The organism is Nonomuraea sp. LPB2021202275-12-8, assembly GCF_037044575.1.
Classification (GTDB): domain Bacteria; phylum Actinomycetota; class Actinomycetes; order Streptosporangiales; family Streptosporangiaceae; genus Nonomuraea.
Genome location: NZ_JBAHWD010000033.1, coordinates 21,018 through 46,328, shown reverse-complemented (window position 1 = coordinate 46,328; position 25,311 = coordinate 21,018). Strand labels below are relative to the sequence as shown.

General features: G+C 71.9%; 27 protein-coding genes. 14 read left to right on the top strand and 13 right to left on the bottom strand.

What is annotated here, in order from left to right:
* Window positions 1-49: 49 nt before the first annotated feature.
* Genes V5E28_RS38855 through V5E28_RS38840 form a run of 4 tightly spaced genes read right to left on the bottom strand, consistent with a single transcriptional unit; the run spans window position 50 to window position 3,120 of the window.
* Window positions 50-601: a GNAT family N-acetyltransferase gene (locus tag V5E28_RS38855; protein WP_336214593.1), complete on the bottom strand. Its 552-nt coding sequence runs from the start codon at window positions 599-601 to the stop codon at window positions 50-52.
* A gap of 2 nt (window positions 602-603) precedes the next feature.
* Entirely contained in the window at window positions 604-1,398 is a 795-nt protein-coding gene (locus tag V5E28_RS38850) for a nucleotidyltransferase domain-containing protein (protein WP_336214592.1), read from the bottom strand.
* A 12-nt stretch (window positions 1,399-1,410) separates the two neighbouring features.
* A complete protein-coding gene (locus V5E28_RS38845; protein WP_336214590.1) occupies window positions 1,411-2,463 on the bottom strand; it encodes a quinone-dependent dihydroorotate dehydrogenase in 1,053 nt (350 codons plus the stop codon).
* Between the two features lie 6 nt (window positions 2,464-2,469).
* A complete protein-coding gene (locus V5E28_RS38840; RefSeq protein WP_336214588.1) occupies window positions 2,470-3,120 on the bottom strand; it encodes a response regulator transcription factor in 651 nt (216 codons plus the stop codon).
* 18 nt (window positions 3,121-3,138) lie between these two features.
* Between V5E28_RS38840 and V5E28_RS38835 the strand changes: the two genes are divergently transcribed.
* Both V5E28_RS38835 and lpdA read left to right on the top strand, forming a co-directional pair.
* Window positions 3,139-3,513, top strand: coding sequence for a tautomerase family protein (locus V5E28_RS38835; RefSeq protein WP_336214587.1), 375 nt, complete (start codon window positions 3,139-3,141; stop codon window positions 3,511-3,513).
* Window positions 3,514-3,565: 52 nt separating this feature from the next.
* Window positions 3,566-4,945 (top strand): dihydrolipoyl dehydrogenase, encoded by a 1,380-nt coding sequence (gene lpdA / locus V5E28_RS38830; RefSeq protein WP_336214585.1) that lies wholly within the window; start codon window positions 3,566-3,568, stop codon window positions 4,943-4,945.
* A 29-nt stretch (window positions 4,946-4,974) separates the two neighbouring features.
* On the opposite strand, the gene V5E28_RS38825 is transcribed toward lpdA, so the two are convergent.
* From V5E28_RS38825 to V5E28_RS38815, 3 genes are read right to left on the bottom strand one after another with little or no spacing between them, the layout of a single operon-like run.
* Window positions 4,975-5,442, bottom strand: coding sequence for an anthrone oxygenase family protein (locus V5E28_RS38825; RefSeq protein WP_336214583.1), 468 nt, complete (start codon window positions 5,440-5,442; stop codon window positions 4,975-4,977).
* 52 nt (window positions 5,443-5,494) lie between these two features.
* On the bottom strand, window positions 5,495-6,355 hold the full coding sequence (locus V5E28_RS38820) for an alpha/beta fold hydrolase (RefSeq protein ID WP_336214582.1): 861 nt from the start codon (window positions 6,353-6,355) through the stop codon (window positions 5,495-5,497).
* On the bottom strand, window positions 6,352-6,951 hold the full coding sequence (locus V5E28_RS38815; RefSeq protein ID WP_336214580.1) for a PadR family transcriptional regulator: 600 nt from the start codon (window positions 6,949-6,951) through the stop codon (window positions 6,352-6,354). Before V5E28_RS38815 ends, V5E28_RS38820 begins: the two co-directional genes overlap by 4 nt.
* Window positions 6,952-7,054: 103 nt before the next feature.
* On the opposite strand from V5E28_RS38815, the gene V5E28_RS38810 reads away from it, so the two are divergent.
* Both V5E28_RS38810 and V5E28_RS38805 read left to right on the top strand, forming a co-directional pair.
* Window positions 7,055-8,320 carry an acyltransferase family protein gene (locus V5E28_RS38810; protein WP_336214579.1) on the top strand — a complete coding sequence of 422 codons (1,266 nt, stop codon included), beginning with the start codon at window positions 7,055-7,057 and terminating at the stop codon, window positions 8,318-8,320.
* A gap of 71 nt (window positions 8,321-8,391) precedes the next feature.
* Complete coding sequence (locus tag V5E28_RS38805) at window positions 8,392-8,607, top strand: hypothetical protein (RefSeq protein ID WP_336214578.1); 216 nt, start codon at window positions 8,392-8,394, stop codon at window positions 8,605-8,607.
* A gap of 44 nt (window positions 8,608-8,651) precedes the next feature.
* On the opposite strand, the gene V5E28_RS38800 is transcribed toward V5E28_RS38805, so the two are convergent.
* The gene (locus V5E28_RS38800) at window positions 8,652-8,951 is read right to left on the bottom strand and encodes a hypothetical protein (RefSeq protein ID WP_336214576.1); all 300 of its coding nucleotides are present in this window, start codon (window positions 8,949-8,951) and stop codon (window positions 8,652-8,654) included.
* Between the two features lie 159 nt (window positions 8,952-9,110).
* Here V5E28_RS38800 and V5E28_RS38795 point away from each other — a divergent pair, with 159 nt between their 5' ends.
* The 6 genes from V5E28_RS38795 (at window position 9,111) to V5E28_RS38770 (ending at window position 13,736) form a co-directional block, all read left to right on the top strand.
* Window positions 9,111-9,632: an RNA polymerase sigma factor gene (locus V5E28_RS38795; RefSeq protein WP_336214575.1), complete on the top strand. Its 522-nt coding sequence runs from the start codon at window positions 9,111-9,113 to the stop codon at window positions 9,630-9,632.
* Entirely contained in the window at window positions 9,629-10,783 is a 1,155-nt protein-coding gene (locus tag V5E28_RS38790) for a CU044_5270 family protein (protein WP_336214574.1), read from the top strand. Before V5E28_RS38795 ends, V5E28_RS38790 begins: the two co-directional genes overlap by 4 nt.
* A gap of 148 nt (window positions 10,784-10,931) precedes the next feature.
* A complete protein-coding gene (locus V5E28_RS38785; protein WP_336214573.1) occupies window positions 10,932-11,429 on the top strand; it encodes a hypothetical protein in 498 nt (165 codons plus the stop codon).
* 73 nt (window positions 11,430-11,502) lie between these two features.
* The gene (locus tag V5E28_RS38780; RefSeq protein WP_336214572.1) at window positions 11,503-11,991 is read left to right on the top strand and encodes a MarR family winged helix-turn-helix transcriptional regulator; all 489 of its coding nucleotides are present in this window, start codon (window positions 11,503-11,505) and stop codon (window positions 11,989-11,991) included.
* Window positions 11,992-12,065: 74 nt separating this feature from the next.
* Window positions 12,066-13,523, top strand: coding sequence for an MFS transporter (locus tag V5E28_RS38775; RefSeq protein WP_336214571.1), 1,458 nt, complete (start codon window positions 12,066-12,068; stop codon window positions 13,521-13,523).
* 9 nt (window positions 13,524-13,532) lie between these two features.
* On the top strand, window positions 13,533-13,736 hold the full coding sequence (locus V5E28_RS38770; protein ID WP_336214569.1) for a hypothetical protein: 204 nt from the start codon (window positions 13,533-13,535) through the stop codon (window positions 13,734-13,736).
* On the opposite strand, the gene V5E28_RS38765 is transcribed toward V5E28_RS38770, so the two are convergent.
* Window positions 13,726-14,649: a MerR family transcriptional regulator gene (locus V5E28_RS38765; RefSeq protein WP_336214567.1), complete on the bottom strand. Its 924-nt coding sequence runs from the start codon at window positions 14,647-14,649 to the stop codon at window positions 13,726-13,728. The two genes, V5E28_RS38770 and V5E28_RS38765, sit on opposite strands and share 11 nt — an antisense overlap.
* A gap of 84 nt (window positions 14,650-14,733) precedes the next feature.
* On the opposite strand from V5E28_RS38765, the gene V5E28_RS38760 reads away from it, so the two are divergent.
* The gene (locus tag V5E28_RS38760; protein ID WP_336214565.1) at window positions 14,734-15,702 is read left to right on the top strand and encodes a serine hydrolase domain-containing protein; all 969 of its coding nucleotides are present in this window, start codon (window positions 14,734-14,736) and stop codon (window positions 15,700-15,702) included.
* A gap of 51 nt (window positions 15,703-15,753) precedes the next feature.
* Here V5E28_RS38760 and V5E28_RS38755 read toward each other — a convergent pair whose 3' ends face one another.
* A complete protein-coding gene (locus tag V5E28_RS38755; RefSeq protein WP_336214564.1) occupies window positions 15,754-16,572 on the bottom strand; it encodes a nucleotidyltransferase domain-containing protein in 819 nt (272 codons plus the stop codon).
* A gap of 9 nt (window positions 16,573-16,581) precedes the next feature.
* Entirely contained in the window at window positions 16,582-17,172 is a 591-nt protein-coding gene (locus V5E28_RS38750; protein ID WP_336214563.1) for a GNAT family N-acetyltransferase, read from the bottom strand.
* Between the two features lie 113 nt (window positions 17,173-17,285).
* On the opposite strand from V5E28_RS38750, the gene V5E28_RS38745 reads away from it, so the two are divergent.
* From V5E28_RS38745 to V5E28_RS38735, 3 genes are all read left to right on the top strand, one after another.
* Window positions 17,286-17,774, top strand: coding sequence for a serine hydrolase domain-containing protein (locus V5E28_RS38745; protein ID WP_336214561.1), 489 nt, complete (start codon window positions 17,286-17,288; stop codon window positions 17,772-17,774).
* A 43-nt stretch (window positions 17,775-17,817) separates the two neighbouring features.
* Entirely contained in the window at window positions 17,818-18,498 is a 681-nt protein-coding gene (locus V5E28_RS38740; RefSeq protein ID WP_336214560.1) for a hypothetical protein, read from the top strand.
* Window positions 18,499-18,561: 63 nt separating this feature from the next.
* Window positions 18,562-20,601 carry a cellulose binding domain-containing protein gene (locus tag V5E28_RS38735; RefSeq protein WP_336214559.1) on the top strand — a complete coding sequence of 680 codons (2,040 nt, stop codon included), beginning with the start codon at window positions 18,562-18,564 and terminating at the stop codon, window positions 20,599-20,601.
* 18 nt (window positions 20,602-20,619) lie between these two features.
* On the opposite strand, the gene V5E28_RS38730 is transcribed toward V5E28_RS38735, so the two are convergent.
* Window positions 20,620-22,377: a DJ-1/PfpI family protein gene (locus tag V5E28_RS38730; RefSeq protein WP_336214557.1), complete on the bottom strand. Its 1,758-nt coding sequence runs from the start codon at window positions 22,375-22,377 to the stop codon at window positions 20,620-20,622.
* Between the two features lie 83 nt (window positions 22,378-22,460).
* Window positions 22,461-25,178, bottom strand: coding sequence for an AAA family ATPase (locus V5E28_RS38725; protein WP_336214556.1), 2,718 nt, complete (start codon window positions 25,176-25,178; stop codon window positions 22,461-22,463).
* Window positions 25,179-25,311 lie beyond the last annotated feature (133 nt).

Here is a 25,311-nt window from a genome sequence, read left to right as displayed (position 1 = left end):
CGGCATCCGACGCACGGACACTAACGCCCCGCTACGACAGTCCCGCGGCTCACCCGGGCGGCCGGTCGTGGAGGATGCGCTGGAACAGCAGGTGGTCACGCCACTCGCCGTCGATGTGCAGATAGCGGGGCGCGGTCCCGATGAGCTCGAAGCCCGCCTTACGCAGGACGCGCTGGGAGCCGGCGTTGTGCAGCAGGGTTCCCGCCTCGATCCTGTGGAGTCCGAGCCGCTCGCCGGCCACCCGGCAGACCACCTCGACCGCGCTGGTGGCCAGACCCCGGCCGGTGTAGCCGGAGTCCATCCAGTAGCCGAGACTGGCGCTGCGGAACGCGCCGAGCGTGATGCCGGACAGGTTGACGGCGCCGACGACCCGCCGGCCGTCGACGAGCAGCCACGGCATCAACCGGCCTGCCGCGCGCTGTTCGAGCTGGTCCCGCACCCGGGTCACCTGCCCTGCCAGGGTGTAGAAGTCGGCGGCGCGGCGCGGCTCCCATGGGCTCAGGTGCTCGCGGTTGCGCGCGTACGCCCGCGCGACCTCGGCCGCGTCGTTCGATTTCAACGGGCGCAGAGCGACCCCGCCGCCGAGCTCGACCTCGTCCACGATCACTCCCTCACCATAGGCCGGGTGTTCAGCACCATGGACATGTAGGCGAGCATGTCGGCGCGACGGCGAAACGGGCTGCGATAGAGCGCCGGGCCGCCTGTGCGGATGCGCACCGCCTCCCGCACGATCCGGTGCCAGCGCTCGCCGAACGCGGCCAGCGCGTAGGCGCCCGCCGCCGTCTTGGAGGTCACCCGCCCCGAGGCCAGCGTGTGGTGCAGCCGGGTGACGCCGAGCACGCCCCAGGTCGTCTGATAGTCGCTCAGCGCGGCCATCCCCATCCACGTCGCGGGCCGTGAGCTGCGCTCCAGCCACCGGGTCCAGTAGGTGGCCAGGTTGGCCCTGGTCCCCTCGGCCAGCGCGGCCCAGTCCGTGTGGACGCCGAGGGTCTCCACCTCCGGCCCGCGCACCGCGACACCGCCCTGGGCCAGCACGTGCCAGGTCACCAGGTGCCGCTCGAACCTGCTGCTCTCCCGCACCCGCCATTCGTGCACGGACACGCCCGCCGGGCTCCGCTCGGGATCCTCGCGCAGGTCGTCCCAGGTGACGTAGAGCCCGTCGAAGTGGGGCTTCGGGTGGCGCGCCTTCAGCTCGGCGTGAACGGCGCGCAGCGGGGCGGGATCGAACGGCTCGGCGACCACCGCGACGAAGTCGATGTCGCTGGCGCCCGGCGTGAAGTCGCCGAGCGCGACGGACCCCTGCAGGTAGAGCCCTTCCACCAGCCCGGGCGCGTGGCGGTCGGCCAGCTCGAGATAACTCGCGCACGACCGTGCCGGGATCTCACCGAGTCGCGTCACCACCCCGGCCCCCTAAGCCGTGCGGCCGATGATCTCGGTGATCGAGGAGAGCCGGTGGCGGCGGACGCGGCGGGAGAGCTGGCGGTGGATGCGGGAGGCCCACAGCGGCCCGCCGTAGATCCAGCCGGTGTAACCCTGCACCAGGGTGGCGCCGGCGAGCAGGCGTTCCCAGACATCGTCGACGTCCTCCACCCCGCCGACCGAGACCAGCACGAGCCGGTCGCCGACCTTGGCCCGCAGGCGGCGCAGCACTTCGAGCGAGCGGGCCTTGAGCGGGCGGCCTGACAGGCCGCCCGTCTCGCCGCCGTGCCTGATCGTGGTGTTGGTGGCGATGATGCCGTCGAGGCCGAGCTCCACGGCCAGGTCCGCGACGGCGTCGACGTCCTCGTCCGCGAGGTCCGGGGCGATCTTGACGAGCAGCGGGGTGCGGCGGGGCGTCCCGTCGGCGACCTCCTTGACCGCCGACAGCAGGGGGCGCAGCAGCGTGACGGCCTGCAGGTCGCGCAGGCCGGGCGTGTTGGGTGAGCTGACGTTGACGACCAGATAGTCGGCCAGCGGCGCGAGCTCCTTGGCGCTGGCGACATAGTCGTCGGCCGCCTCGGCTTCGGGCACCACCTTGGTCTTGCCGATGTTGACGCCCACCACGACCGGCACCCCGCGGGTGCGGCGCAGCCGGCGGGCGGCGGCCGCGGCGCCGGCGTTGTTGAACCCCATCCGGTTGATGACCGCCCGCTGCGGCACCAGCCGGAACAGGCGGGGGCGGGGGTTGCCCGGCTGGGCGTGCGCGGTGATGGTGCCGACCTCGACGTGGGAGAAGCCGAGCGCGGCGATCCCCTCGGCGCAGGCGGCGTCCTTGTCGAATCCGGCGGCCAGCCCGAGCGGGCCGGGGAAGTGCACGCCGAAGGCGCTCACGCGCAGGGCGGGGTCGTGCGGTGCGAGCGCCCGGTGGAGCAGTCGCTTGAGCAGGGGCAGCCTGGCGAGGAGCGCGAGGGCCCTGACGGTGCGGTGGTGCACGGCCTCGGCGTCGAGACGCCGCAAGACCTGCGTGAACACGAGGCGATACATCACGCGTCAGGCTACCAACCCGGCCTCGTGGGCGATGATCGCGGCCTGGACACGGTTGCGGACGTCGAGCCGGGTGAGGATGGCGCTCACGTACGCCTTCACGGTGCCCTCCACGATGTGCAGCCGCCCGGCGATCTCGGCGTTCGACAGCCCGGCTCCGACCAGGGCGAGCACCTCGCGCTCGCGTTCGGTGAGGCCCTGGATGCGGTCGCGGGCGGCCGCGCCGCGTGCCATGCGTCCCCCGGCGAGCTGGGTGATGACGCGCTGGGCGACCTTGGGCGACAGGTAGGCGGCGCCGTCCGCGACGGCGTGGATGCCGGCGATGAGCTCGCGCGGGTCGCCCGACTTGAGCAGGAATCCACTCACCCCGACGTCGAGCGCCTTGGCGATGTAGTCGTCCTCGCCGAATGTGGTCAGCATCACCACGGCGGTGCCCGGCGCCGTCCGGCGGATCTCGGCCGCCGCCGCCAGCCCGTCGAGCCGGGGCATCCGGATGTCGAGCAGCGCCACGTCCGGGTAGTGGCTGATGGCCAGGTCGACCGCCTCCCGCCCGTCGGCGGCCTCGGCGACCACGTCGAGCTCCGGGTCCGACCCGAGGATGGCCCTGATCCCGGCGCGGATCATGGCTTCGTCGTCGGCGAGCAGTATGCGAATCACCCACCTATAGTGGCCGACATGGCACAGGTGAAGGTTTACGGGCGTCGGGACGTGTGGGCCGGGCGGCAGCGGGAGGTGTCGGATCTCCTGCAGTCCTGCCTCGTCAGCGCGTGGGGGCTGCCCGAGGAAAAGCGGTTCCACCGGTTCGTCCTGCTGGACGCCGAGGACTTCATCTGCCCGCAGCGCGGCGACGGCTATCTGATCATCGAGGTGGTCTGCTTCACCGGCCGCAGCGACTACGCCAAACGCTCGCTGATCCGTACGATCTACCAGACGCTTCCCTTCCCCGCGGCCGACGTGGAGATCACGATCATCGAGATGCCGCAAGTGAACTGGGGTATTCGCGGCGTTCCAGCCGACGAGCTGACCTTGACGTACAAGGTGGAGGTCTAGCGGCAGGGGTGACGGTCCGGGGTGCACCTGGGCGAGCGGTATCGTCCGACGCATGAGCACTCACTATGACGTCGTCGTTCTCGGCGCGGGTCCGGGGGGATACACGGCAGCGGTCCGCGCCGCCCAGCTCGGCCTGCGCGCAGCGGTCATCGAGGAGAAGTACTGGGGTGGCGTCTGCCTGAACGTGGGCTGCATCCCGTCCAAGGCGCTGCTGCGCAACGCCGAGCTGGCCCACATCTTCAACAACGAGGCCAAGACCTTCGGCATCACCGGCGAGGTCAGCTTCGACTACGGCGCGGCGTTCACGCGCAGCCGCAAGGTGGCGGACGGCCGGGTCAAGGGCGTGCACTACCTGATGAAGAAGAACTCCATCACGGAGTACGACGGCCGCGGCACCTTCCTTGACGCCAACACGCTGCAGGTGAACGACGAGACGATCACCTTCGACAACTGCATCATCGCCACCGGCGCCTCCACCCGGCTGATCCCCGGCACGTCGCTCTCGGAGCGCGTGGTGACGTACGAGGAGCAGATCCTCTCCGAGGAGCTGCCGGAGAGCGTCATCATCGCGGGCGCGGGTGCGATCGGCGTGGAGTTCGCGTACGTGATGCACAACTACGGCGTCAAGGTGACGATCGTGGAGTTCCTCGACCGCGTCGTGCCGCTGGAGGACGAAGAGGTCTCGGCCGAGCTGGCCAAGCGCTACAAGCGGCTCGGCATCCAGGTGCTCACCTCCACCCGCGTGGAGAACATCGAGGACACCGGTTCCTCCGTCAAGGTGACCGTCTCCCGCGACGGCCAGCAGCAGGTGCTGGAGGCGGACAAGGTGCTGCAGGCGATCGGCTTCCAGCCGCGGGTCGACGGCTACGGGCTGGAGAAGACCGGCGTCGCCCTCACCGACCGGGGTGCGGTCGCGGTCGACGGCCGGCTGCGCACCAACGTGCCGCACATCTTCGCGATCGGCGACGTCACCGCCAAGCTCATGCTGGCCCACGCGGCGGAGTCGATGGGCATCATCGCCGCGGAGACCATCGCGGGGGCCGAGACCATGGAGCTCGACTACGTGATGATCCCGCGCGCCACCTACTGCCAGCCGCAGGTGGCCAGCTTCGGCTACACCGAGACTCAGGCGCGCGACCTCGGCTACGACGTCAAGGTGGCGAAGTTCCCGTTCACCGCCAACGGCAAGGCGCACGGCCTGGGTGACGCGGCCGGCTTCGTCAAGATCATCAGTGACGAGAAGTACGGCGAGCTGCTCGGCGCCCACCTGATCGGCCCCGAGGTCACCGAGCTGCTGCCGGAGCTGACGCTGGCCCAGCAGTGGGACCTCACCGTCCACGAGGTGGCCCGCAACGTGCACGCCCACCCGACCCTCGGCGAAGCGGTCAAGGAGGCGATCCACGGCCTGGCCGGCCACATGATCAACATGTGATCAGCGATCGGTGCGGAATCCCGCGCCGATCACTGCCACACCCACAGCCCGGCGCCGATCAGGAGCAGGGCGATGACGTTCGCGGCGGCGCGCACGGTGTTCCAGCGCGTCCAGCGGTGCCCGTATCCCTGCCAGTCCAGCTCGCCGGCTTCGAGGGCGTTGTTCATCGGCACGTTGAGCGCGGCCGTGGGCAGGAACGCGCCCAGGGCGTAGACCGCGCCGGCCGCGAAGAACCAGATCGCGGCCGCGGTCTCACCGAGCAGCAGCAGGAGCACGCCGGCAGCCGCCGAGGCGAACGGCGACAGCACGAACACGGCGAGGAACGCCGGGTTCAGGATCTTCTGGTTGATGCTGCGCATGGCGGTCACGGCCTGCGCCGGGTCGATCGCGCCGAGGCCGGGTGTGATCGAGTTGGAGAACGCGAAGAAGATGCCGGCCATGAGGCCGTTCAGCACGAGTGCGAGGGCGGCCACGATGGTCGCCAGGGCGGACAGCATGCCCACATGATCCTGCTTCGGGCGGACATGCGCACCTGCTGGACGGAACGGATCAGGCGAAGAAGCGGCGGAGCTCGTCCGCCACCACGTCCGGCCTGCCGCCCAGGTCGGTGTTGCCGGATCCGCTGTGGTCGAGCCCCGCGAACTCGACCCGCCGGGTGTGGGGCAGCACCCGCTCCAGAGCGTCGAGCGCGGCCTTCAGGTAAGCGGGGCTCTTGGCGCCGCCGAGCAGGAGCGTATCCGCGCGCACCGCGCCGAAGTCCCGCTGCGTCTGGGCCAGCTCGGCCACGACACGCGCCTCGTGGCGCAGGGTCGGGGCGAGCATCCGCATGGTGACGTCGCCCGGCCGCGCCTTCCTGTCCTGGCCGGCCGTCATCCGGGCCGACAGGAACTCCAGCAGCCGGCGCGGCATGAACCTGAGGAACGACGGCCCGAGCTGTGCCGCCTGCATGGCGGTGATGAGCGCCGCCGGCACCCTGCCTTCGGCCATCTCCCGCTCGTAGCGGGTCAGCCAGGCGGTGGGCGCGGGGCCGTCGGCGAACAGGGGCGGCTCGTAAACAGCGGCCTTGCGGATGGCGGGCAGGCTGGTCGCCGCCCTGAGCAGGACGAGCGCGCCGACGCTGACCCCGAAGACGTGCTGGGCGCCGGTCGCCGCGAGCACCGCGTCCAGGTCTTCGACCTCCCGCTCGACGGTGTGCTCCGCGCCGTAGGGGCCGCTCAGCCCGCGGCCGCGGCGGTCGGGCAGGTAGACGGTGTGGGCGCCGGCAAGCGCCTCGGCGATCTGCCGGTGGCTCTGCGCGGACTCCATCTGGCCGTGCAGCACCACCAGGGCGGGGCCGTCGCCGAGCCGGTGGTAGCCGATGGTGGTGCCGTCGGCGGAGGTCACGTGACCGGTTGCCGTCGCACTCTTCATGATCTCTCCTCGCGATCGAAGAACTCCTGCCAGGTCCGGACGTAGTCGGGCTGCTCCAGCGACTCGATCAGTCCGGCGACGAAGCGGCGCTCGGCCTCCAGGAGGGCCAGCCGGTACTCCTCCTCGATCAGGAACACCCAGGCAACCCCCCGCTCGGTCGCGCCGCGCACGAGGTCGCGGATCCCGCCGATCTCGCCGTCCAGCGCCCGCGACCGGTGCCGCAGCAGCTCGGCGGACTCCTCCGGCGAGAGCACGCTCAGCAGCGACAGGGCCACCCCGAACCGGGGGTATTCGTGCTGCGGCTCGCTGACCAGCTCCCGCATCCAGTCGTAGAACTCGGCGCGCCCCTCGTCGGTGAGCGCGTAGAGGGTGCGCTCGGGCCGCTGGGTGTCGCGGACGGTGGCCTCCTCGGCGATGAACCCGGCCTTGCGCAGCTGCTCGACCACCATGTACAGCGAGCCCCGGTTGTACTTGATGTTGCGGTCCTGGCCGCTCTCCTGCAGCCGCCGCCCCAGCTCGTACGGGTGCGTCGGCTCCCTCATCAGCCAGGCGAGCACCGCCAGGGCCAGCGGGTTGGCCACCTTCCGCCTTTTCACCGAGCGAACCCTCCTTAGTCAGTCTCAACTATCCATACCGGAATAGTCAGTGTCAACTATAGGATTCGGGCGGTAGGGTCGGGCGGCGATGACTCATACCGGCATGCGCGACACCTCCGACGCGCCACCGCGAGCCCGAGGAGCCCGGCTGGGATGGCTCGACGCCTTACGCGGGGTGGCTGCGCTCGTGGTGGTCTACGAGCACGCGCTCAACCCGCTCTACCCGGAGCTGCGCGAGGTCACCGGCCCGTGGTTCGACGCCGGGATGTACGGCGTGATGGTGTTCTTCCTGGTCAGCGGCTACGTCATCCCGGCCTCGCTGGAGCGTCGCGGCAGCGTGCCGGAGTTCTGGATCGGCAGGCTGTTCCGGCTCTACCCGCTGTGGGCCGTGGTCGTCGCCGCGGCCCTGCTGCTGGCGGTCACCGGCATCGACGCACCGCACATCTGGCTGACGGACCGGCCCGCCTCGGCGATCCTCGGGCACCTGACGATGCTCCAGGATCTCCTGAACGTACCCAACGTGATCAACGTGCTGTGGACGCTGTCGTACGAGATGGCCTTCTACCTGCTGGTCACGGCCCTCTACCTGGCCAGGGTGCACCTGCGCAGCGCGGAGATCGCCTGCGGGTTCGGGGTGCTGGCCGTGGCGGCGGGCGGGATCCTGCCCTCGGTACTGCTGTCGCGCGGCGCGGGCGCCACGCTCGCCACCACGCTGGCGGTGATCGCGCTGGCGGGCTGCGGGCTGGCCGGGGCGCTGAGCTCCCGCGCGGCCCTGCGGCGGGCCGGTGCGGTGGCGCTGGCCCTGGTCACGCTCGGCCTGATCGCGGTCAACGGGCGGATCCCGGCCTGGCAGAGCCTGACCATCCTGGCCACCATGTTCGCCGGTACGGCGCTCTACCGGGCCAAGGCAGGGCAGATCGGCTGGCCGAGGGCGCTGGCCCTGGCGGGGAGCGTGCCGGTGGCGGCCGTGGCCGCGGGCGGCTGGCACAGCCCCGGCTTCCCCTGGTCGTGGGCGATCGCGGTCGTCGCCGCCTGGGCGACGTTCGCCGCCGGGATGCTGCTGGCCGAGCGGCGGATGCCGGCCGTGTGGGCGTGGCTGGGGATGGTCAGCTACTCGGTCTACCTGCTCCACCCGATCCTGCTGGAGATCGTCGACGGGCTCCTCCCGGATCCGGCGTCGATCGCGTGGCCGTACCGGCTGGGGTTGGGGGTGGTGGTCCTGGCGGTGCTGCTGGGCTGCTCGGCACTGACGTACCGGCTGGTGGAGGCTCCGGCGCAGCGAGCGGGACGTCGGCTGGCCGCAGCCGCGCGGAGCGGCGGGGCCGGTCCGGGCCGCCCGCTCAAGGACGGCGGCCGCGTCCCGGGGTAGTGCTGGGTATACCGCCAGGTCTCGCCCGGGCGCCCGTGTGCCCGCGCGCTCCCGCCGGTTGGATGATGGCCATGACGATCACGCAGAGCCGATACCGGTGGGTCGAGGGCGCCGGGCTTGTTCTCGGCCCGCCGCTGCTCCTGGCCGGCGTGCTGGCCCGGACGGGCGAATCCGACTTCTTCCCCGGCCAGCTCGCCGCCTACGCCGCGCGGCCCGGCCAGATGCTGCTGTTCGCCCTCACCGTCGCCCTGATCCCCACCGCCTTCTTCGTCGGCGTCGCCGGCTGACACGGATGTGACGATCCGGGCGGATCGTCACACCCGGTGCCGGGTCAGCCTGTCCGGCAGGAGACCGACGGCCAGTTCCAGTTGCCGCCGTGCTGGACGGTGAATCCGAAGGTGTTGCCGCTGCCGTTCGGCCGCATCGTCATGACGTTACCGGTGGAATCCCAGGTCGGGCTCCCGTTCCAGGTAGCGATGATCTTCTGCGGGCTCCGTAGGGTCACCGTGGCGATCCAGTTGCTCGCGCCCGAGATCGCGACCGACAGGTTGAACCTGTCGTTCCACTGCTGGCCCTGCGAGATCGTGGCCGTGCAGTTCCCGCCGCCGGGGGGCGGGGTCGTGGGCAGCATCCGGGAAAGGTACGTGCGCGTAGCACTGGCGAATGCGCCGGCCCGGGTGCGATCCCCGCACTCCCGCTACCTGCATAATCACCTTTCCGGTAACAACCGGACGCCTCGGACCACTACCTGGTGTCAGAAGAAGCGCATCCGGAACGGAGGGGCGGCGCGGTGACGGATGATGAGCACCGATTCACCGGCATGTACGACGAATGCCGGCAGCGCGTATGGGCGTACGTGGTCAGTCGCGCGGGCCGGCAGGTGGCGGACGAGGTGGTGAGCGAGACGTTCGCGATCGCCTGGCGGCGGCTGGGCGACGTGCCGGAGCCGGCTCTGCCGTGGCTCCTCGGGGTGGCGCGCAACGTGCTGCGCGACAACATCCGGGCGGAGGCGCGACGGGAGGCGCTGAGCGCGGAGCTGCGCGGCTGGACCGAGGGCGACGTGGCCGACCAGGTCACCGAACGGTTCGGCGTGCTCCGGGCACTGGCCGAGCTGCCGGAGGACGACCGGGAGATCCTCATCCTGGTCGCGTGGCAGGGGCTGTCCCCGCGCGACGCCGCCCGGGTCGTCGGCTGCTCGTCGGCCGCCTTCCGGGTCCGGCTGCATCGCGCCCGCAAGCGGCTCGGACAGGCGATGGAGTCCCCCCGGCCGTCCCGTCCCCAGGTGCGGAATCTCAGCGAGGAGTGGTCATGAACCCCATCGACGAACTGCGGGCGGCCCGCCCCGCTCACCTCGGCGACGCGCCGGTGGACGAGCGCACCAGGGCGGCGGAGCTCTCTTACGCCATGTCGCAGCCCCGGCGGGCGCGCAGCAGGCGCAGGACCAGGCCGGCGTGGGGCATCAGCCTGGCCGGCGCCGCGGCCGTCGCGGCGGCGGCCGTCGTCGTGACCGGCACCGGCGGCACGGCGCCACGCGCCCCCGACGTGGCCCTGCCCGCCGTCACCGCGTCCACGGACGCCCCGAAGATCGAGCTGTCGGCGCGGGAGGTGCTGCTTGCCGCCGCCGAGAACGCGGACCGCCAGCCCGACGGGACCGGCGCCTTCTGGCACACCGTGTCCGTGAGCCGCAACCTCTACCGGGCCGAAGAGGGCGGTTACCTGGTCGAGGACCGCTCGCGCAGCGAGGGCTGGACGCCCAGGGCGACCGGCGGCGACCAGTGGGCCCGCAGCCGGTCGCTCGGCGCCCGCCCGGTCACCGAGGCGGACGAGGCGGCGTGGCGGCAGGCCGGCTCCCCGGCCGAGATCCGGGTCGAGATGTCGGCCAAGCGGATCGGGCCGGCCCTGTCCACCTCCCCCGGCGCCGCGAAGACCAGCCACACGCCGCTGGTCGACGGGGACAAGGTGTTCTGGCTCGGCCGCAACGTGACCATGAAGGACCTGCGCGCCCTGCCGTCCGACCCGGGCAGGCTCAAGGCCTGGCTGCTGCGCTCCTACGGCGGGCACGGCACCGAGTCCGACGGCGAGCGGATGTCGGCCGACCTCTGGCTGTTCACGGTGAGCGCGGGGCTGATCACCGACATGCCGGTCACGCCGCAGGTGCGCGGCGCCGCCTTCCGGATGCTCGCCGAGCTCGACACGGTCGAGCTCGTCGAGAACGTCACCGACGCCGAGGGGCGTCAGGGCACGGCGGTCGCGATCGAGCAGGAGGTCAGGGCCAAGGTGACGGACGAGGAGCACGCCGGCGTCGTGCGGAACCGGCTGATCTTCGACGAGTCGACCGGCCGGGCGCTGGCCAACGACAGCGTCGTGGTCAAGCCAGGCGGCCTCCAGGCCGGCTTCGAGCCCGGCACCGTGTGGCACTCGACGGTCGTCCTCGAAGCGGGGTGGACGGACAGCAAGCCCTGACGCCGACAGATCCGGTGGAAGCCGACAGCGGCTCTCACCGGATCTGCCTCATGCGCTGAAGTCGCCCCGGTATGACACCGGTTGGAAAGGCGGCTGAAAGCGGTCCATCCGACAGTGCGGTCATCACCACTACGGAAGGACCGCTCCGATGACGATCATCCGCCCCCTGGCCGGCCTGGCCATCGCCGCCGCTCTCGTCTCGCTCGCTCCCGCCGCGGCCCAGGCCGCGACGGTGACCTCGGACGCGGTCACCGCCAGTGAGACAGCGGGCCACTGGGGCCCCTACTACGCCACCGGCAAGCGGGCCAAGGCCTCGGGCTCCCTGACCGCCTCGGGCGAGGACCACGCGGACATCCCGACCGCCGACACCGTGCACATCTCCGGCAAGCTCCGCGACTACACCCGCAGGACCTCGACCTGTGGCTGGGCGGTCTTCCGCATCACCTACAAGGCCGGCGGCAACAACCTGCCGTTCAAGCACCACAGCGTCCGCGACTGCTCCTACCGGACCGCCAAGTCGTTCTCCTTCAAGCACCACGACGTCTACCAGGTCGAGCTCAAGGTCTGCGCCGAGGGCAAGGCGAGCAAGCCGTCGATCAACTGCCTGTACGCGGGCACCTGGAAGACGCTCTACCTGTCGAAGTAGACCCTGCGGGAGCCGCACGATTGACGGATCCTTGCAGATAATCCAGAACGGATCGGGTTGCTAGGCTGGACGCATGACCGCCATGGCACCGGCCCGCACCGAGCCCGACCTGTCATTCCTGCTGGACCACGCCGGCCACGTGCTGCGCAGCCGGATGGCGGCGGCGCTCGCCGAGATCGGCCTGACGGCACGCATGCACTGCGTGCTGGTCCACGCCCTGCAGGAGGAGCGCACGCAGATCCAGCTCGCCGAGATCGGCGACATGGACAAGACCACGATGGTGGTCACGGTCGACGCGCTGGAGGAGGCGGGGCTCGCCGAGCGCCGCCCGTCCAGCACCGACCGGCGGGCCCGCATCATCGCGGTCACCGAGAAGGGCGCCGAGGCCGCGAGGCGCAGCCAGGAGATCGTGGACGGCGTGCACCGGGCGGCGCTGGCCGCGCTGCCCGACGAAGAGGCCGAGGTGCTCGTCCGGGCGATGAACCGCCTGGTGACCGGGCATCTGGCCGTCCCGGCGGAGGCCCCGCAGTCAGCCCGGCGGGCACGGCAGCGTACGAAATAGGTCCGCAAGGGATCGTCTATAACAAAACTATCTGCTACGGTCTCTCCTGTTCCCCTTCGAAACAGGAGTCGGCCATGTCGCCCACCGCACCATCCCCATCCCCCAGCCGTGCCGGCACGATCAGGTCCCGCTGGATGGCGCTGGCCGTGCTGTCCGCCGCGATGCTGATGACGGTCCTCGACGGCAGCATCGTGACCGTGGCGATGCCGGCCATCCAGCAGGACCTGGGCTTCTCCCCCGCCGGCCTCAGCTGGACCGTCAACGCCTACCTGATCGCCTTCGGCGGGCTGCTCCTCCTGGCCGGCCGGCTGGGCGATCTGATCGGCCGCAAGACCATGTTCCTGGCCGGGAACGCGGTCTTCACCGCCGCGTCGCTCCTGGCCGGAGCGGCCACCGGGCCCGGCATGCTGATCGCCGCCAGGTTCCTGCAGGGTGTCGGCAGCGCCATGGCCTCCGCCGTCGTGCTGGGCATCCTGGTGACGCTGTTCACCGAGCCCAGGGAGCGGGCGAAGGCGATCGGCGTCTTCAGCTTCACCGGAGCCGCCGGAGCCTCGATCGGCCAGGTCCTGGGCGGGGTGCTCACCGACGCCTTCAGCTGGCACTGGATCTTCTTCATCAACCTGCCGATCGGGCTGGCCACCATCGCGCTGGCGATCCGGGTGGTGCCGGGCGAGCGCGGCGCCGGTCTCTCCGCGGGGGCCGACGCCGTCGGCGCGCTGCTGGTCACCAGCGGACTGATGCTGGGCATCTACACCGTGGTCAAGATCGAGGAGTACGGCTGGCTCGCCGCGCACACCCTCGGCCTCGGCGCCGTGTCGCTGCTCCTGCTGGCCGCGTTCTTCGGCCGCCAGGCGACCGCCAGGACCCCGCTGATGCCGCTGCGGATCCTGCGCTCGCGCAACGTCTCGGGCGCCAACGTGGTCCAGATGCTGACGCTTTCGGCCATGTTCGCCTTCCAGATCATCGTCGCCCTCTACATGCAGAAGGTCCTCGGCTACGGCGCGTTGGAAACCGGCCTGGCGATGCTGCCCGCGGCGGTGGCCATCGGCGGCGTGTCCCTGTTCGTCTCCGCCCGGCTCAACACCCGCTTCGGCGAGCGGGCCGTACTGATGGCCGGTCTGCTGCTCCTGCTCGGAGCGATGGTCTGGCTCCTCCGCATCCCGGTGAACGCCGACTACGTCACCGACCTGCTGCCGGTGATGGTGCTCATCGCGGGGGGCGGGCTGGTGCTCCCGGCGCTGACCTCGCTCGGCATGTCCGGCGCCAGGGCCGACGACGCGGGCCTGGCGTCAGGACTGTTCAACACCACCCAGCAGATCGGCATGGCGATCGGCGTCGCGGTGCTCTCCACGCTCGCCGCCTCGCGCACCCAGGAGCTGCTCGCCAGGGGCGGCGACGAGGCGGCCGCGCTGACCAGCGGCTACCGCCTCGCCTTCGGCATCGCCGCCGCCCTGCTCGTGGCCGCCTTCGCCGTCGCCGTCGCCGTGCTGCGGCAGCCCAGGCCGGACACCGCCGACGCCGCAATCCGATAACGTGTTCGCATGCTGCTCCTCGTCGACGTGCAACGCAACATGCTCGAGCCGCCCACCCCGGTGCCCGACGCGGAGATCGTCTCGGCGGCGCTGGCCACCCTTCTCGATCGGGCCCGCGCAGCAGATCTCCGGGAGCGTGGAGAGCGAGCTCTCGGCCGCCGGAGCGGCGATCGTGGAGCTGGACGGCGTCACGTTCCAGGCGTCACGTTCTAGGCGGCACGTTTCCAGACGCCTCGGCGAACCAGCCGAAGACCGGCGCCAGGCTCTCCGGCGCCTGCCAGCCGTTGATCACCGCGAGCAGCCGCAGATAGAGCTCCCTGCGAGGATCGTCGGCCGCCTCCAAGCGGGCCAGCAGCCTGCGCCGGAGACCGGCGTCGTCGGGGCGGCCGGAAAGGCGCGCGTAATCGGCCAAGACCGCCGCGACGACCGCTCCGGCCTGAGGCGAGGCCGGGTCGACGCCGGCGGCCAGGGCGGGCCCGACCCGGTCACGCACCACCGCGGCGAAGTTGCGTCGCAGACCCGGGCCGTCCTCCGTGTGCTGCTCGGCCACCCGCCGCATGACGGCGCGAAAGTCCGGGTCCCGGGACAGCTCCGCCAGCTCCACCCATGCCTCGACCTGCTCGGGCTCGGGGTTGTCGGGCAGCTCAGGGGTCATCGAGCGCCTGACCCCCTCGAACGCGGGGTTGTCCAGGCCGCCGAAGGCGGAGTCGAGGAAGTCGCCGATCAGGCGCCGGCGTTCGTCCTCGGAGAGCTTGGCCAGTTTGTGCATGAGATCCATCTCCTCAGGGCTGGACCCGCGCCTGGCCACCGCCGTCAGCACCGCCCGCCGCAGGCGCAGCGTGCGGATCTGCACCGCCAGCGCCTCGGCGTGCGCCTCGGCGACCTCGGGCAGCGAGACCTCCCGGTCCACGACCTTCCGGATCGTGGCGAGGTCCAGCCCCAGCTCGCGCAGCGTACGCACGAGGTCCAGGCGTGCCACGGCGTCGATGCCGTAGAGGCGGTAGCCGGCCGGGCTACGGGTGGCCGGCGGCACGATCCCGCAATCGGCGTAGAACCTGATGGCCTTGACCGTCAGCCCGGTCCGCCGTGCCAGGTCACCGATCGAGTAGAGCGTCTCGCCGTCCATACCTCCACCCTCGTGTCTCCTCCTACTGGAGACTCAAGCCCGCGGACATGTTCCGGGAGCGATCTTCTGGCGTATCGTCGCCGGATGGGCTTACGTGCCGCCATCGTCGCACTGCTGCTGGCCCTCTCGGCCTGCGCCCCCGCCGAGACCCCGGTCGCCCCGGATGTGCGGGCGGAGGCCGGGCGGCTGGTGCGGGCAGGGGCGCCGGGGGCGGTCGCGTACGTGCGGGACGGCGAGGACGTATGGCAGGCGGCGGCGGGCACGGCCCGCGAAGGCGTGCCGATGCGGACCGATCACCGGTTCAGGATCGCCAGCATCACCAAGACCTTCACCGCCTCGCTCGTGCTCCAGCTCGTCCGGGAGGGGCGACTGGCGGTCACCGACAAGGTCGAGACCCTCCTGCCCGGCGCGATCAGCACCCGGGCCACCGTGGCCGACCTGCTCAGGCACACCAGCGGCATTCCCGACTATCTGACCAGTCCCGGCTTCACCAGGGCGCTCGAAGACGGCGGGCACCTGAAGACGTGGCAGCCGCGCGAGCTCCTCGCCCACGCGGGCCCGGCGGGCAGACCCGGTCCGATCGCCTACTCCAACACCAACTACATCCTCCTCGGCATGATCCTGGAGAAACGTGGCGGCAAGCCGTACCGCGAACTGCTGCGCGACCGGATCGCCCTGCGCGCGACCGAGCTGCCGGCGTCACCGTCGCCCGCGAACCTCGCACACGGTCAGGACGGCGCCACCGTCGTGGACGCGTCGATCTTCTGGACCGCCGGCGGGCTCGTCTCCACGGCCGCCGACGTGGCCGCCTTCTACCGGGCGCTCTTCAGCGGCGCGCGGCCGGAAGGCCGCGACATGCGCGACGGCAGGTACGGCGTCTTCGCCGAACGGCTCGACTGCGGCGTGCACGTGCTCACCCACTCCGGCCTGATCCGCGGGTACGGCGGCGCCGCCATGAGCACCGAGGACGGCCGCCGCGTCGCCGTGGTGCAGGTCAACGCGGGCATGGCGGGCGACGCGATCGCCGCGGCGGCGCGCCTCATGTGCTCCTGAGCGCCCTCGTCAGGGGATCGTCCGAAGACCTCGCTGCCCGGCGGGAGCGGATCAGGCTCCGCAGGAGGCTCGCACCTCGGCGAACAGCCGCTCGGCGTCGGCGATGGTCCGTTCCATCCCCTCCGTCGTCTCCCCCACCGCGGCCAGCAACGCCTGGGCGCGATCGGCGAACCCGCTCGGCGCCGACGGCAACCGGCCAGCGGAGGCGACCATGCCCTTCTCGTTGAGCAGCCACGCGCCGGCGACGGCGTGCAGCGCCTGGCAGGCGACCCCGACCGCGCGGAACAGGCAGCCCGCCACGTACGCCGGATCACGGCCGGCCGCGCCGTAGCGGGCGATCATCGACGCGAACCCGGTCTCCCACAGGCCGCGGACCAGCGCCTCGCGCAGCGCCCCCGGATACGCCGAGACCTCCCGCCGCAGGGCGGTGACCTCGCCGGTGGGGTCGGCCAGGATCCGGCACAGCGCGACCTCGCCCGCGTAGGCGTGGGAATAGAAGCCCAGCGGATGCCCCGCCTGGACGCCGACCTCGTACCGGCCGGCCTGGCATTCCAGCCAGACCCGGCGCACGCGGTCGAGGTCCCGGTAGATCCAGTCGACCCGATGCCCGTCCACGGTGAGCCAGCCGCCGCCGTCCACCCACGGCCCCCACCCGCCCGGATCGGTCACCTCGGTGGGTGTCCCCGTGAATTCCCCGGCCAGCGAGCGCAGGTCGTCGACGGCGAGAGCGCCCCGATAGTAGAGCCCCAGGTCGTAGTCCGAGTCGGGCCGGTGGGTGCCGCGAGCCCGGCTACCGCCGAGCACCACGGCGACCACGCCGGGGACCTCGACGAGCCGCGCGGCGACCGCGTGCAGCTTCTGATCATCCACGACCGGAGACTAGACCACCTCGGCCCTCGCGTCGCCGGCGAGGCGGGCGTGCAGGTGCATGTCATGCCAGCCGTCGGCGTGCCGGGCCTCGCTCCGTTTCGTCCCCTCCGCGGCGAAACCGGCGTGCTGCGCCACCCGGCAGGAGGCGGCGTTCGCCGTCGAGTGACACAGCTCGACGCGGTGCATCCGGAGCGTTTCGAAGGACCAGGAGGTCACCGCGGACAGCGCTCGCGGGGCGACGCGCCGCCCGCGCGCGCCGGGCAGCACCCAGTACGACACCTCGGCCAGCCCCTCGGCCAGGACGACCCGGCGCAGGCTGATCTGCCCGGCGACCTCGCCGGCGTCGTCGAGCACCGCCCACCCGGCGCCGGTCTCACCACGCCACCGCCCCGGCCAGGCGGCTATCCACTCGCGGGCCTCGTCGTCCGTCATCGATCGGCAGTGCCAGCGCTGGATGGCCGGATCGGCGTACGCCGCCACGACGGCCGGACGATCCGACGCCTGCCAGGGCCTGAGCACCACGCCGTTCGCGTGGATCTCGGGCTGCGTCAGCGCCGCCATGGAGCCGGGCGGTACAGCGGGGGTTGCGAGAGTCGGCACGTGGCCGACTGTAGGACACCTGACGAAAGTCAGGGTGCGGTCCCGTCGATCGTGCGCTGTGCGGCGCTCCCCCGGCTTCTAACGTGCGTGAGCAGCGAACGGAAGGAAAGTCGATGTTGATGAGGAAAGCCGCGGCGATCGCCGGTGTGCTGCTCGCGCTGGGGACGACGACGGCGGCGAGCGCCTCGGCGAAAGCGCCCGAACCCCTGAGCACGGCCACGATCGACGGCTACATGCGCGACTATGCCGAACGGACCCGGCTACCGGGCGCCCTGGTCGCGGTCACCCGAGGCGACCGGATCGTGCACGTCGCGGGTTACGGCCACACGGCGGACGGCGAGGCGATCACCGAAGACACCCCAATGCCGCTCGCCTCGCTGTCGAAGTCGTTCACCGCCCTGGCGGTTCTGCACCTCGCCGAACAGGGCGAGATCGGCCTGGACGCCCCCGTCCGAACGTACCTGCCCGAGTTCGCCATGGCCGATCCGCGCGCCGCGAAGATCACCGTACGGCAGCTGCTCCAGCAGACCTCGGGCATGAGCGACCAGACCTTCCCCGAGCTGACGCTCCCCGCGCCGGACACCCTCAAGGACAGCGAATGACCTGGCCAGATGGCTGATCAAGCAGAACGGCGGCGGCCAGGCCGTGAAGACCGCCCAGACCCCGTCCGGCGTGGGCGGGAGCGACTACGGCATGGGCTGGGAGACGGGGAGGACCCCCGGCGGCGCGCCCCGGCTCCGGCACACCGGCTGGCTGCTGACCCACAACTCCGCGCAGACCCTCCTGCGGGCGTCCGGATACGGCATCGCGGTCGTCACCAACACCGGGATGATCTCCGGCGACGACGCCCTCATCATCACGGACGGCCTGATCGACATCATCGAGGGCCGCCCCGACGCCGCGGCCGATCCCTTCACCACGGCCGCGGACCCCTGGCTGGCCGGCCTGACCGTGATCAACCTCGGGCTCGGCTGCCTGGGGATCTACCGCGCCCGCCGCTGGGCCCGCCGCTGGGCCCGCCGCTGGGCCCACCGCCGCGCGGGCCGCGCCACGTGGCGCGTGGTCGTACGGCTGATCCCGTACACGCTCCCGATCGCGCTCTTCGTGGGCCTCGCCGACCTGATCGGCCTCCTGATGCGCAGGGCGGCCACGCTGGACCAGATCACCTACGTCTGGCTCGCGCTGTACGTCTGGGCCGCCACGGCGGCGCTGGCCGCCGCCGTCGTCATCGTCTCCCGCGCCATCCACACCATCCGCGCCCGCCGCCCGAACTCCGGTGTGAAAGTTTCACCGCCGGTTGACGTGCCCGGCGCCCTCCGCTCATGATCAAGCTGCCTTCTGGTCAGGAGGAGGCGTCGAGTGATGTCCGCTCCATGGCGAGGTGCACCGATGCCCAGAACCCTGCTACGCGCCGCGTCCGCGATCCTGCTGACGCTGGCCGCCCTGAACATCCCCACGGCGCACGCCGCCGACGTCGCGCCGGTCCCGGTGACCGTCAACGCGCGCGCCGCGCTCAGCGCCGTCCCCGAAACCGGCATCGGTACCAACCATGCCATCTGGGACACCCATCTGGGCTCCGACGAGACCGCCGACAAGCTCAAGGACGCGGGCATGCAGTTGCTGCGCTACCCCGGCGGCTCCTACTCCGACATCTACCACTGGGCCGACCACACCGCTCCGGGCGGCTACGTCGCCCCTGGCACCGACTTCGACACCTTCATGGCCGGCGCGCGGCGCACCGGCGCCCAGGTGATGGTGACCGCCAACTACGGCACCGGCACGGCACAGGAGGCCGCGGCCTGGGTGCGGCACGCCAACGTCACCAAGGGTTACGGCGTCACCCACTGGGAGATCGGCAACGAGAACTACGGCAACGGCCACTACGGCGCCGCCTGGGAGGCCGACGACCACGCCGACAAGAGCCCCGCGGAGTACGCCCGCCACGTCGTGGCCTACGCCGACGCGATGAAGGCGGTCGATCCGACCATCAAGATCGGCGCGGTGCTGACCACGCCCGCCAACTGGCCGGACGCGATCGTGGCCGAGGGGGACGCCGGCAGCTGGAACGAGGTCGTCCTGTCGACCGCCGGGACGAAGATCGACTTCGTCGTCCTGCACTGGTATCCCGGCGCTCTCGACAGGACCGCCCACGTGCCCGACATGATCCGGCTCACCCGCGAGCGGATCGCGCGCCACGTGGGGCCGGGCTCCGACCGGATCGGCATCGCGATGACCGAGTTCAACACCGGGTCGAGCAGCAACGGCACCAACACCCAGCCGGGCGCGCTGGCCGCCGCCGACTCCTACGCGACGCTGCTGGCCAACGGGGTGTTCACGGTCGACTGGTGGAACGTGCGCAACGGCATCGGCGCCGTCACCGAGGTCGCGGGGCACACCGACTACGGCGACTTCGGCCTGCTGTCGAGCGCGACGTGCACCTCCGACGGCGCCGTCTGCGAGCCGCCGCTGAACACCCCCTTCGCGCCGTACTACGCGCTTCGGATGATCAGCGAGTTCGCCCGCCCCGGCGACCGGTTCGTCCGTGCGGCGACCGGGGAGCCCGAGGTGTCCGCACACGCCGCCCGCCGCCCCAACGGCGACCTGGCGGTCCTGCTGATCAACACCTCGCCCGGCACGTCCCGCCCCGTCACGATCGACTACACCGGCTACACCCCGGCCGCCGGAGCGCCCACCGTGCTGACCCACACCAACGGCGCCACGACCATCACGGCCACGACCGCGGGCACCGCCACCAGCCAGGTCCTGCCGCCGCTCTCGCTCACCACGATCATCCTCCACCCCGCCGGATCCCAGACCGGGCTTCCCGGCGCACCGGGCCAGCCTGCCGCCTCGAACGTGACCGCCACCGCCGCCACGATCTCCTGGCCACGCGCCACCGCCGGCGCGCGGCCGATCGCCAAGTACGAGCTCCATCGCCAGCACGGCGATGTCACCGAGCAGCTCGGCGAGACCGGCGGCACGTCGTTCACCGTGGACAACCTCAGGCCGGGCACCCGCTACACGCTCAACGTGATCGCCCGGGACAGCGGCGGCGGCCTCTCCTGGGCCTCCCCGCCGGTGACGTTCACGACGGGGACGCCCGCCTCCAGCTCCTGCACGGTGCGGTCGACGGTCCAGTCCGACTGGTCGAGCGGCTATGTCGGCGCCCTGGAGATCACCAACAACGGCGCTCCGGTCAGCGGCTGGACCCTGAACTTCACCTGGCCCAGGACCTGGCAGAGCCTCGGCAGCGGCTGGAGCGCCGTGTGGACGGAGGAAGAACAGCACGTCAAGGCCGTCAACGAGCCCGGCAACGGCTCGCTCGCCACCGGCGCGTCGACCACGATCGGCTTCGTCGGCAACTACAGCGGCCCGAACGTGCTGCCCTCGGTCTTCGCCCTCAACGGCACCGTCTGCACGACCCGGTAGCGTCACGGCGCGCCGCCGTCATGACCGGCTCTGCGCCGGTCGGGCAGAGGCTCGGAACCGGCGGAACACCATGCCGGCGACGACGGCCGCGGCGGCGCCCAGCAGCGCGAGCGCGACGGGGATGACGGTCGCCGGCCACGGCCAGGCGCTGCCGGTCAGCTTGACGTCGATCACCGGATACTCCAGTGTCTTCGCCGTCCACCGGGCGGTTTGCACGTCGTAGGTGCGGGCGATGTCGCGCAGCACCGGATCGAACGCGAACTCCCCCTCGGTGTGCAGATACTCGGGCTGGAGACCTCCGGTGGCCGCTGTCGGCACGCTGCCCGCCACCTGGCGGCGTGCGGCGTCCAGCCCGGGCACGAGGAGGCGGTCGAGGTCGTCCGCGGCCGCCGCGACCGTCGAGCGGGGCACGAACGTCAGGCCGTACCTGGAGCGGACCGTGCCGTCGCCGACCGCGACGGTCCGCCCGACCATGGCCTCCTCGGTGTACGAGACGAACGTGGAGGCGAGCTCCAGCTCTCCGGCGCCGTCGATGACCCGCACGCCGATGGTCGACGGCCCCGGCTGGTAGGAGGCGTTGAGGGCGACGACCGCGTCCCGTGGTTCCAGAGCCGACTCGGTGAGCCGCGCGGCGACGCCGGGAGAGTAGTAGCGCCAGTTGACCTTCCGCGCCGCCTCCCGCGCGGTGTCCACGTCGAGCAGCCGTTCGATGATCCGGAGGGCGCCGTCGATTCCCGACAGCACACCGCCGGTGGTGATCACATTCCCGTCGTCCACGTATCGCCGGCCGCTCACCCAGTCGACGTCGCCGAAGTCGGCGCGCAGCGCGGACATCCGCCACCAGTGCGAGGTCGCGGGCCTGCCGTTCAGCAGCCCGCTCGCCGCGAGCGTGCGCGCCCCGTGGCAGACGCTGACGGTCAGCGCGCCACCGGCCGACTGCTGCCGCAACCAGGCGTTGATCGAGGCGGACTCCGCCGGAAGCGGCTTGTTCAGGGCCGGGATCACCACCGCGTCGAGGGTGTCGTCCTGCTCCTCCAGCAGCCGCGCCAGCTCGTCGAAGGTCAGGTCCGGCACCAGGTCCAGGCCACCGGTCAGGGGCACCAGCCGGGAGCCCGCCGAGACGACGTAGGTGTTCATCCGGCCGGTGCCCGTCAGCACCTCGTACGGCCCGAGCAGGTCGGCCACGTTGGTGCCGTTGCCGCTGAGCACGAAGGCCACTGTGGGCTTGGCCGGGTCATGGCTCTTCCGGACCGGCTCGGCCGCCACCGCGTCCGGGCGCGCCTCGTACAGGTCGCCGAACTTGCCGATGGTGTTCACCGCGGAGACCGCGCCCGGGATCAGCAGCGCGACCAGCACGACGGACGCCCGCCAAACCCACTTCCGCCGGATGCCGAGCCGGTGGTGGTGTTGCGTGTACTCCTCGCGCCGCCACAGCATGGCCAGCGCCATGCAGACGAACATGAGCGCGTGCCCGACCGACATCACCAGGTGGCCGGGTAACACGCCGAACCAGTACGGGACGAGCAGGATGAGGAACGGCACGAACATCGCCAGGCTCATCTCGGCGATGCGGGCCCAGGCGTGGCGGCGTACCCGCATCCAGACGGCCATGCCGATGGTCATGTCCCCGGCCATGATCAGGGTGTCGACGTCGATCCGGGTGACCTCCGGCAGGACCGCGCCCCACAGCGGATCGAGCAACAGCATCCCCAGCATCATCGCGATGACCATCTCGACGTAGTGCCAGAGGAACCGGCCGACCATGCGCATCTTCATTCTCAGCTCCCAGCGTGAAGGACGTTACGTCGCTCACGCTAGGAAGGGCGGGGCGGCAGCCGAATCAGTGAACTCGCCGGTCCTCAGGCGGGGCGCTCGGCGAGGACCAGCCGCATGAGTTCGGCCCGGGAGGTGATGCCGGCCTTCTGGAAGACCTTGCGCAGGTGGTAGTCCACCGTGCGCGGGCTGAGGAACAGCTGCGCGGCGATCTCCCGGTTGGTCAGCCCCTCGCCGACGAACAGCGTGATGCGCAGTTCCTGCGGGGTGAGCGTGCTCAGCGCGCCCGCCTCCGGGCTGCCGGTCCGCGCCGACTCCCCGGTGGCGCGCAGCTCGCCCAGCGCGCGATCGGCCCAGGTCAGCGCGCCGATGCGGCGGAAGGTCTCCGCCGCGCCGCGCAGGTGCCGCTGGGCCTCGGAGCGCCGCCGGTCACGCCGCAGTTGCTCGCCGAGCAGCAGCTCGGTACGGGCGTGCTCCAGCGGGGAGTCGGACATGGCGTGCAGGCGCAGGCTCTCGGCGTAGTGGACGCCGGCGTCGGTGCCGACCAGCGCCCGGCAGCGAGCCGTGAGGGCGCCGAGCTCCGGCGCGGCGGTGTGTTCGGTCCAGCGCGCGTAGCGGGCCGTGGCCGCGGCGGCCCGGTCGTGCTCACCGGCGCGGACCAGGGCCTCGACGAGGTCCGGGACGATGCCCATGGCCAGGTCCGCCGGCGCGTCGGCGTCCCAGCCGCCGACCGCCTCGAAATGCCGGGCGGCTTCGTGGTGCCGGCCGGCGACGAGCTCGACGAGCCCGAGTGCCCGCCGGGCGTACGCCATCGCGTCGGCCAGCTTGCGGCCGCTCGCCTCGGCCAGCACGTCGGTGGCCAGTTCGCCGGCTTCCGGCCGGCCCCGGATGGCCGCGCACAGGGCCAGCAGCCCCCGGTTGCGGCAGGCGGTGTTCGGCTGGCCGGCCTCGGCGGCGAACTGGCAGCCCTCCTCGGCGTAGGACTCGGCGAGCCCGAACCTGCCGCGAGCGATCTCGTCAGCCGCCTGGTACTCGAGGTTCCAGGCGAGCGCGCCGAGCGATCCGCTGTTGCGCGCCAGCTGCCCGGCGCTGCGATAGAGGCGCCTGCTCAGCTCGTAGTCGCCGAGCCCGCGGGCGATCCCCCCGGCCAGGGTCATCGTGACCGGTTCGGTGAGCGACTCGACGGCGGCGCCGTCGCACGCCGCGGGCCTCGGACCGTGACCGGCTCGGACTCGGGAGACACTGTGCAGCAACCGCAGCACCGCGTCCTCCGGGTTGTCCGGCGCCAGCGTGATCTCGTCGAGCCAGCCGGCGAGGTCGGCCCATGCCTGCGGCCGGTTGGCGCGGATACCGAGGTCGCCGTACATCACGACGGTCGGGGTGAACAGGCGCCGGTCGATGCGCAGCGCGCGCGGGATCCATGGCTTGATGAGGTCCATCGCGTCCTCTGGCGAGCCGGCGAACTCGGCCACGACGGCTCGGACCGCGGCCAGGGCGATCCGGTCCGCCTCGTCCAGGTGCGGCTCGCGCTCGGCCCGGCCGAGCAGCTCCACGGCGGCGGCGGTGAAGCCGCCTTGAAGGGCGGCGAGGGCGGCGGCCCACAGCCGCCGTCCCCGGTGCGGCCCGTCGGGGGTGAGCTCGGCCGCCCGGGACAGCGCGGCCATGGCCGCGGCGGGGCCACCGCGCAGCGCCGCCTGTTCGGCCGAGCGCTCCAACTGCTCGGCGGCCTGCTCGTCGTGGCCGACGGCGGCCTGCCCGAGGTGCCAGGCACGGCGGTGCTGATCGGCGGGGGTGTCGAAGGCCGAGGCGAGCGAGCGATGGATCGCGGCGCGCCGGTCGGCCGAGGCGCCGTGCCAGATCGCGGACCGGATCAGCGGATGCCGGAAGACCAGCCGGGTCCCGTCGTGGGTCAGCAGTTCGTCGAGCTCGGCGCGGTGCAGCGGGTCGGTCGCGATCCGCAGTGACGCGGCCGCCCGGTCGATGCTCTCGACGCTGCCCGAGCCGTCGGCGGCGATCAGCTGGAGCAGCGGCAGCGATTCCGCGTGCCGCGCCCGGATCCTGCTCAGGAACGACCGCTGCAGCTCGTCGGTCAGGGCCGGCGGCTCCTGCGTCCCCTCCGTCGGCAGCTCCCTTCCGGCGAGCTCGATCAGGGCCAGCGGGTTTCCGCCGGTGGCGGCCAGCAGGTGGTTCCGCTCGCTGTCGGTCAGCCGCCGCGCGCCCGCGCGCTCGGCGAGCAGCGCCTTGGCCGCCTCCGGGCTGAGGCCCATGAGCGGGACGTGGCGCAGGTGAGGCAGGTCGGTGTCGTGGCCCTCGTCGGCCCGTGCGGCCAGCGCCAGCGCGATGGGCTCGTTGTCCAGCCGGCGAGCGACGAACGCCAGGGTCTTCAGCGTCGGCTGATCCGCCCAGTGCGCGTCGTCGACGACGCACAGCACCGGCTTCTCGCCGGCCAGCAGAGACAGCAGGGACAGGGTCGACAGCGCCACGAGGAACGGATCGGGAGGTGCGCCGTGCGCCCGCCCGAACAGGACGTGCAGGGCCTGCGCCTGGGGTCCGGGCAGCTCGTCGGCCAGCCCGAGCACGGGGAGCACGAGCTGGTGCAAGGTCGCGTAGGCGAGATCGGCCTCAGGCGCGACGCCGACCGCGCGGAGCACCTGGAAGCCGGTGGCCCGCTCCTCGGCGTACGACAGCAGTGCGGTCTTGCCGATTCCGGGCTCGCCGTGCAGCACGACCCCGCCACCGTGTCCCTCGGCGGCGCGTCGCAGTAACGATTCGAGCAGCTCGGTCTCGCCGGCCCTTCCCAGCACACGCCGAGCATAGAAAGCACCGGCCCCCTGCGGAATCCCCGACGACCGGCGACTTCGCTGATGCGGCTCCGGCGGCGGTGCTCCTAGCGTCGACCGCACTACCGCAAGTCGGCGAAACCGAGGGGGAGGCCAC

Bases quoted from the DNA above. Each gene is read 5' to 3' on its own strand.
- V5E28_RS38845 (WP_336214590.1), bottom strand. From the start codon at position 2,463: ATGTATCGCCTCGTGTTCACGCAGGTCTTGCGGCGTCTCGACGCCGAG.
- V5E28_RS38835 (WP_336214587.1), top strand. From the start codon at position 3,139: ATGGCACAGGTGAAGGTTTACGGGCGTCGGGACGTGTGGGCCGGGCGG.
- lpdA (WP_336214585.1), top strand. From the start codon at position 3,566: ATGAGCACTCACTATGACGTCGTCGTTCTCGGCGCGGGTCCGGGGGGA.
- V5E28_RS38825 (WP_336214583.1), bottom strand. From the start codon at position 5,442: ATGCTGTCCGCCCTGGCGACCATCGTGGCCGCCCTCGCACTCGTGCTG.
- V5E28_RS38820 (WP_336214582.1), bottom strand. From the start codon at position 6,355: ATGAAGAGTGCGACGGCAACCGGTCACGTGACCTCCGCCGACGGCACC.
- V5E28_RS38810 (WP_336214579.1), top strand. From the start codon at position 7,055: ATGCGCGACACCTCCGACGCGCCACCGCGAGCCCGAGGAGCCCGGCTG.
- V5E28_RS38805 (WP_336214578.1), top strand. From the start codon at position 8,392: ATGACGATCACGCAGAGCCGATACCGGTGGGTCGAGGGCGCCGGGCTT.
- V5E28_RS38800 (WP_336214576.1), bottom strand. From the start codon at position 8,951: ATGCTGCCCACGACCCCGCCCCCCGGCGGCGGGAACTGCACGGCCACG.
- V5E28_RS38790 (WP_336214574.1), top strand. From the start codon at position 9,629: ATGAACCCCATCGACGAACTGCGGGCGGCCCGCCCCGCTCACCTCGGC.
- V5E28_RS38785 (WP_336214573.1), top strand. From the start codon at position 10,932: ATGACGATCATCCGCCCCCTGGCCGGCCTGGCCATCGCCGCCGCTCTC.
- V5E28_RS38780 (WP_336214572.1), top strand. From the start codon at position 11,503: ATGACCGCCATGGCACCGGCCCGCACCGAGCCCGACCTGTCATTCCTG.
- V5E28_RS38775 (WP_336214571.1), top strand. From the start codon at position 12,066: ATGTCGCCCACCGCACCATCCCCATCCCCCAGCCGTGCCGGCACGATC.
- V5E28_RS38770 (WP_336214569.1), top strand. From the start codon at position 13,533: ATGCTGCTCCTCGTCGACGTGCAACGCAACATGCTCGAGCCGCCCACC.
- V5E28_RS38765 (WP_336214567.1), bottom strand. From the start codon at position 14,649: ATGGACGGCGAGACGCTCTACTCGATCGGTGACCTGGCACGGCGGACC.
- V5E28_RS38760 (WP_336214565.1), top strand. From the start codon at position 14,734: ATGGGCTTACGTGCCGCCATCGTCGCACTGCTGCTGGCCCTCTCGGCC.
- V5E28_RS38745 (WP_336214561.1), top strand. From the start codon at position 17,286: ATGTTGATGAGGAAAGCCGCGGCGATCGCCGGTGTGCTGCTCGCGCTG.
- V5E28_RS38735 (WP_336214559.1), top strand. From the start codon at position 18,562: ATGCCCAGAACCCTGCTACGCGCCGCGTCCGCGATCCTGCTGACGCTG.
- V5E28_RS38730 (WP_336214557.1), bottom strand. From the start codon at position 22,377: ATGAAGATGCGCATGGTCGGCCGGTTCCTCTGGCACTACGTCGAGATG.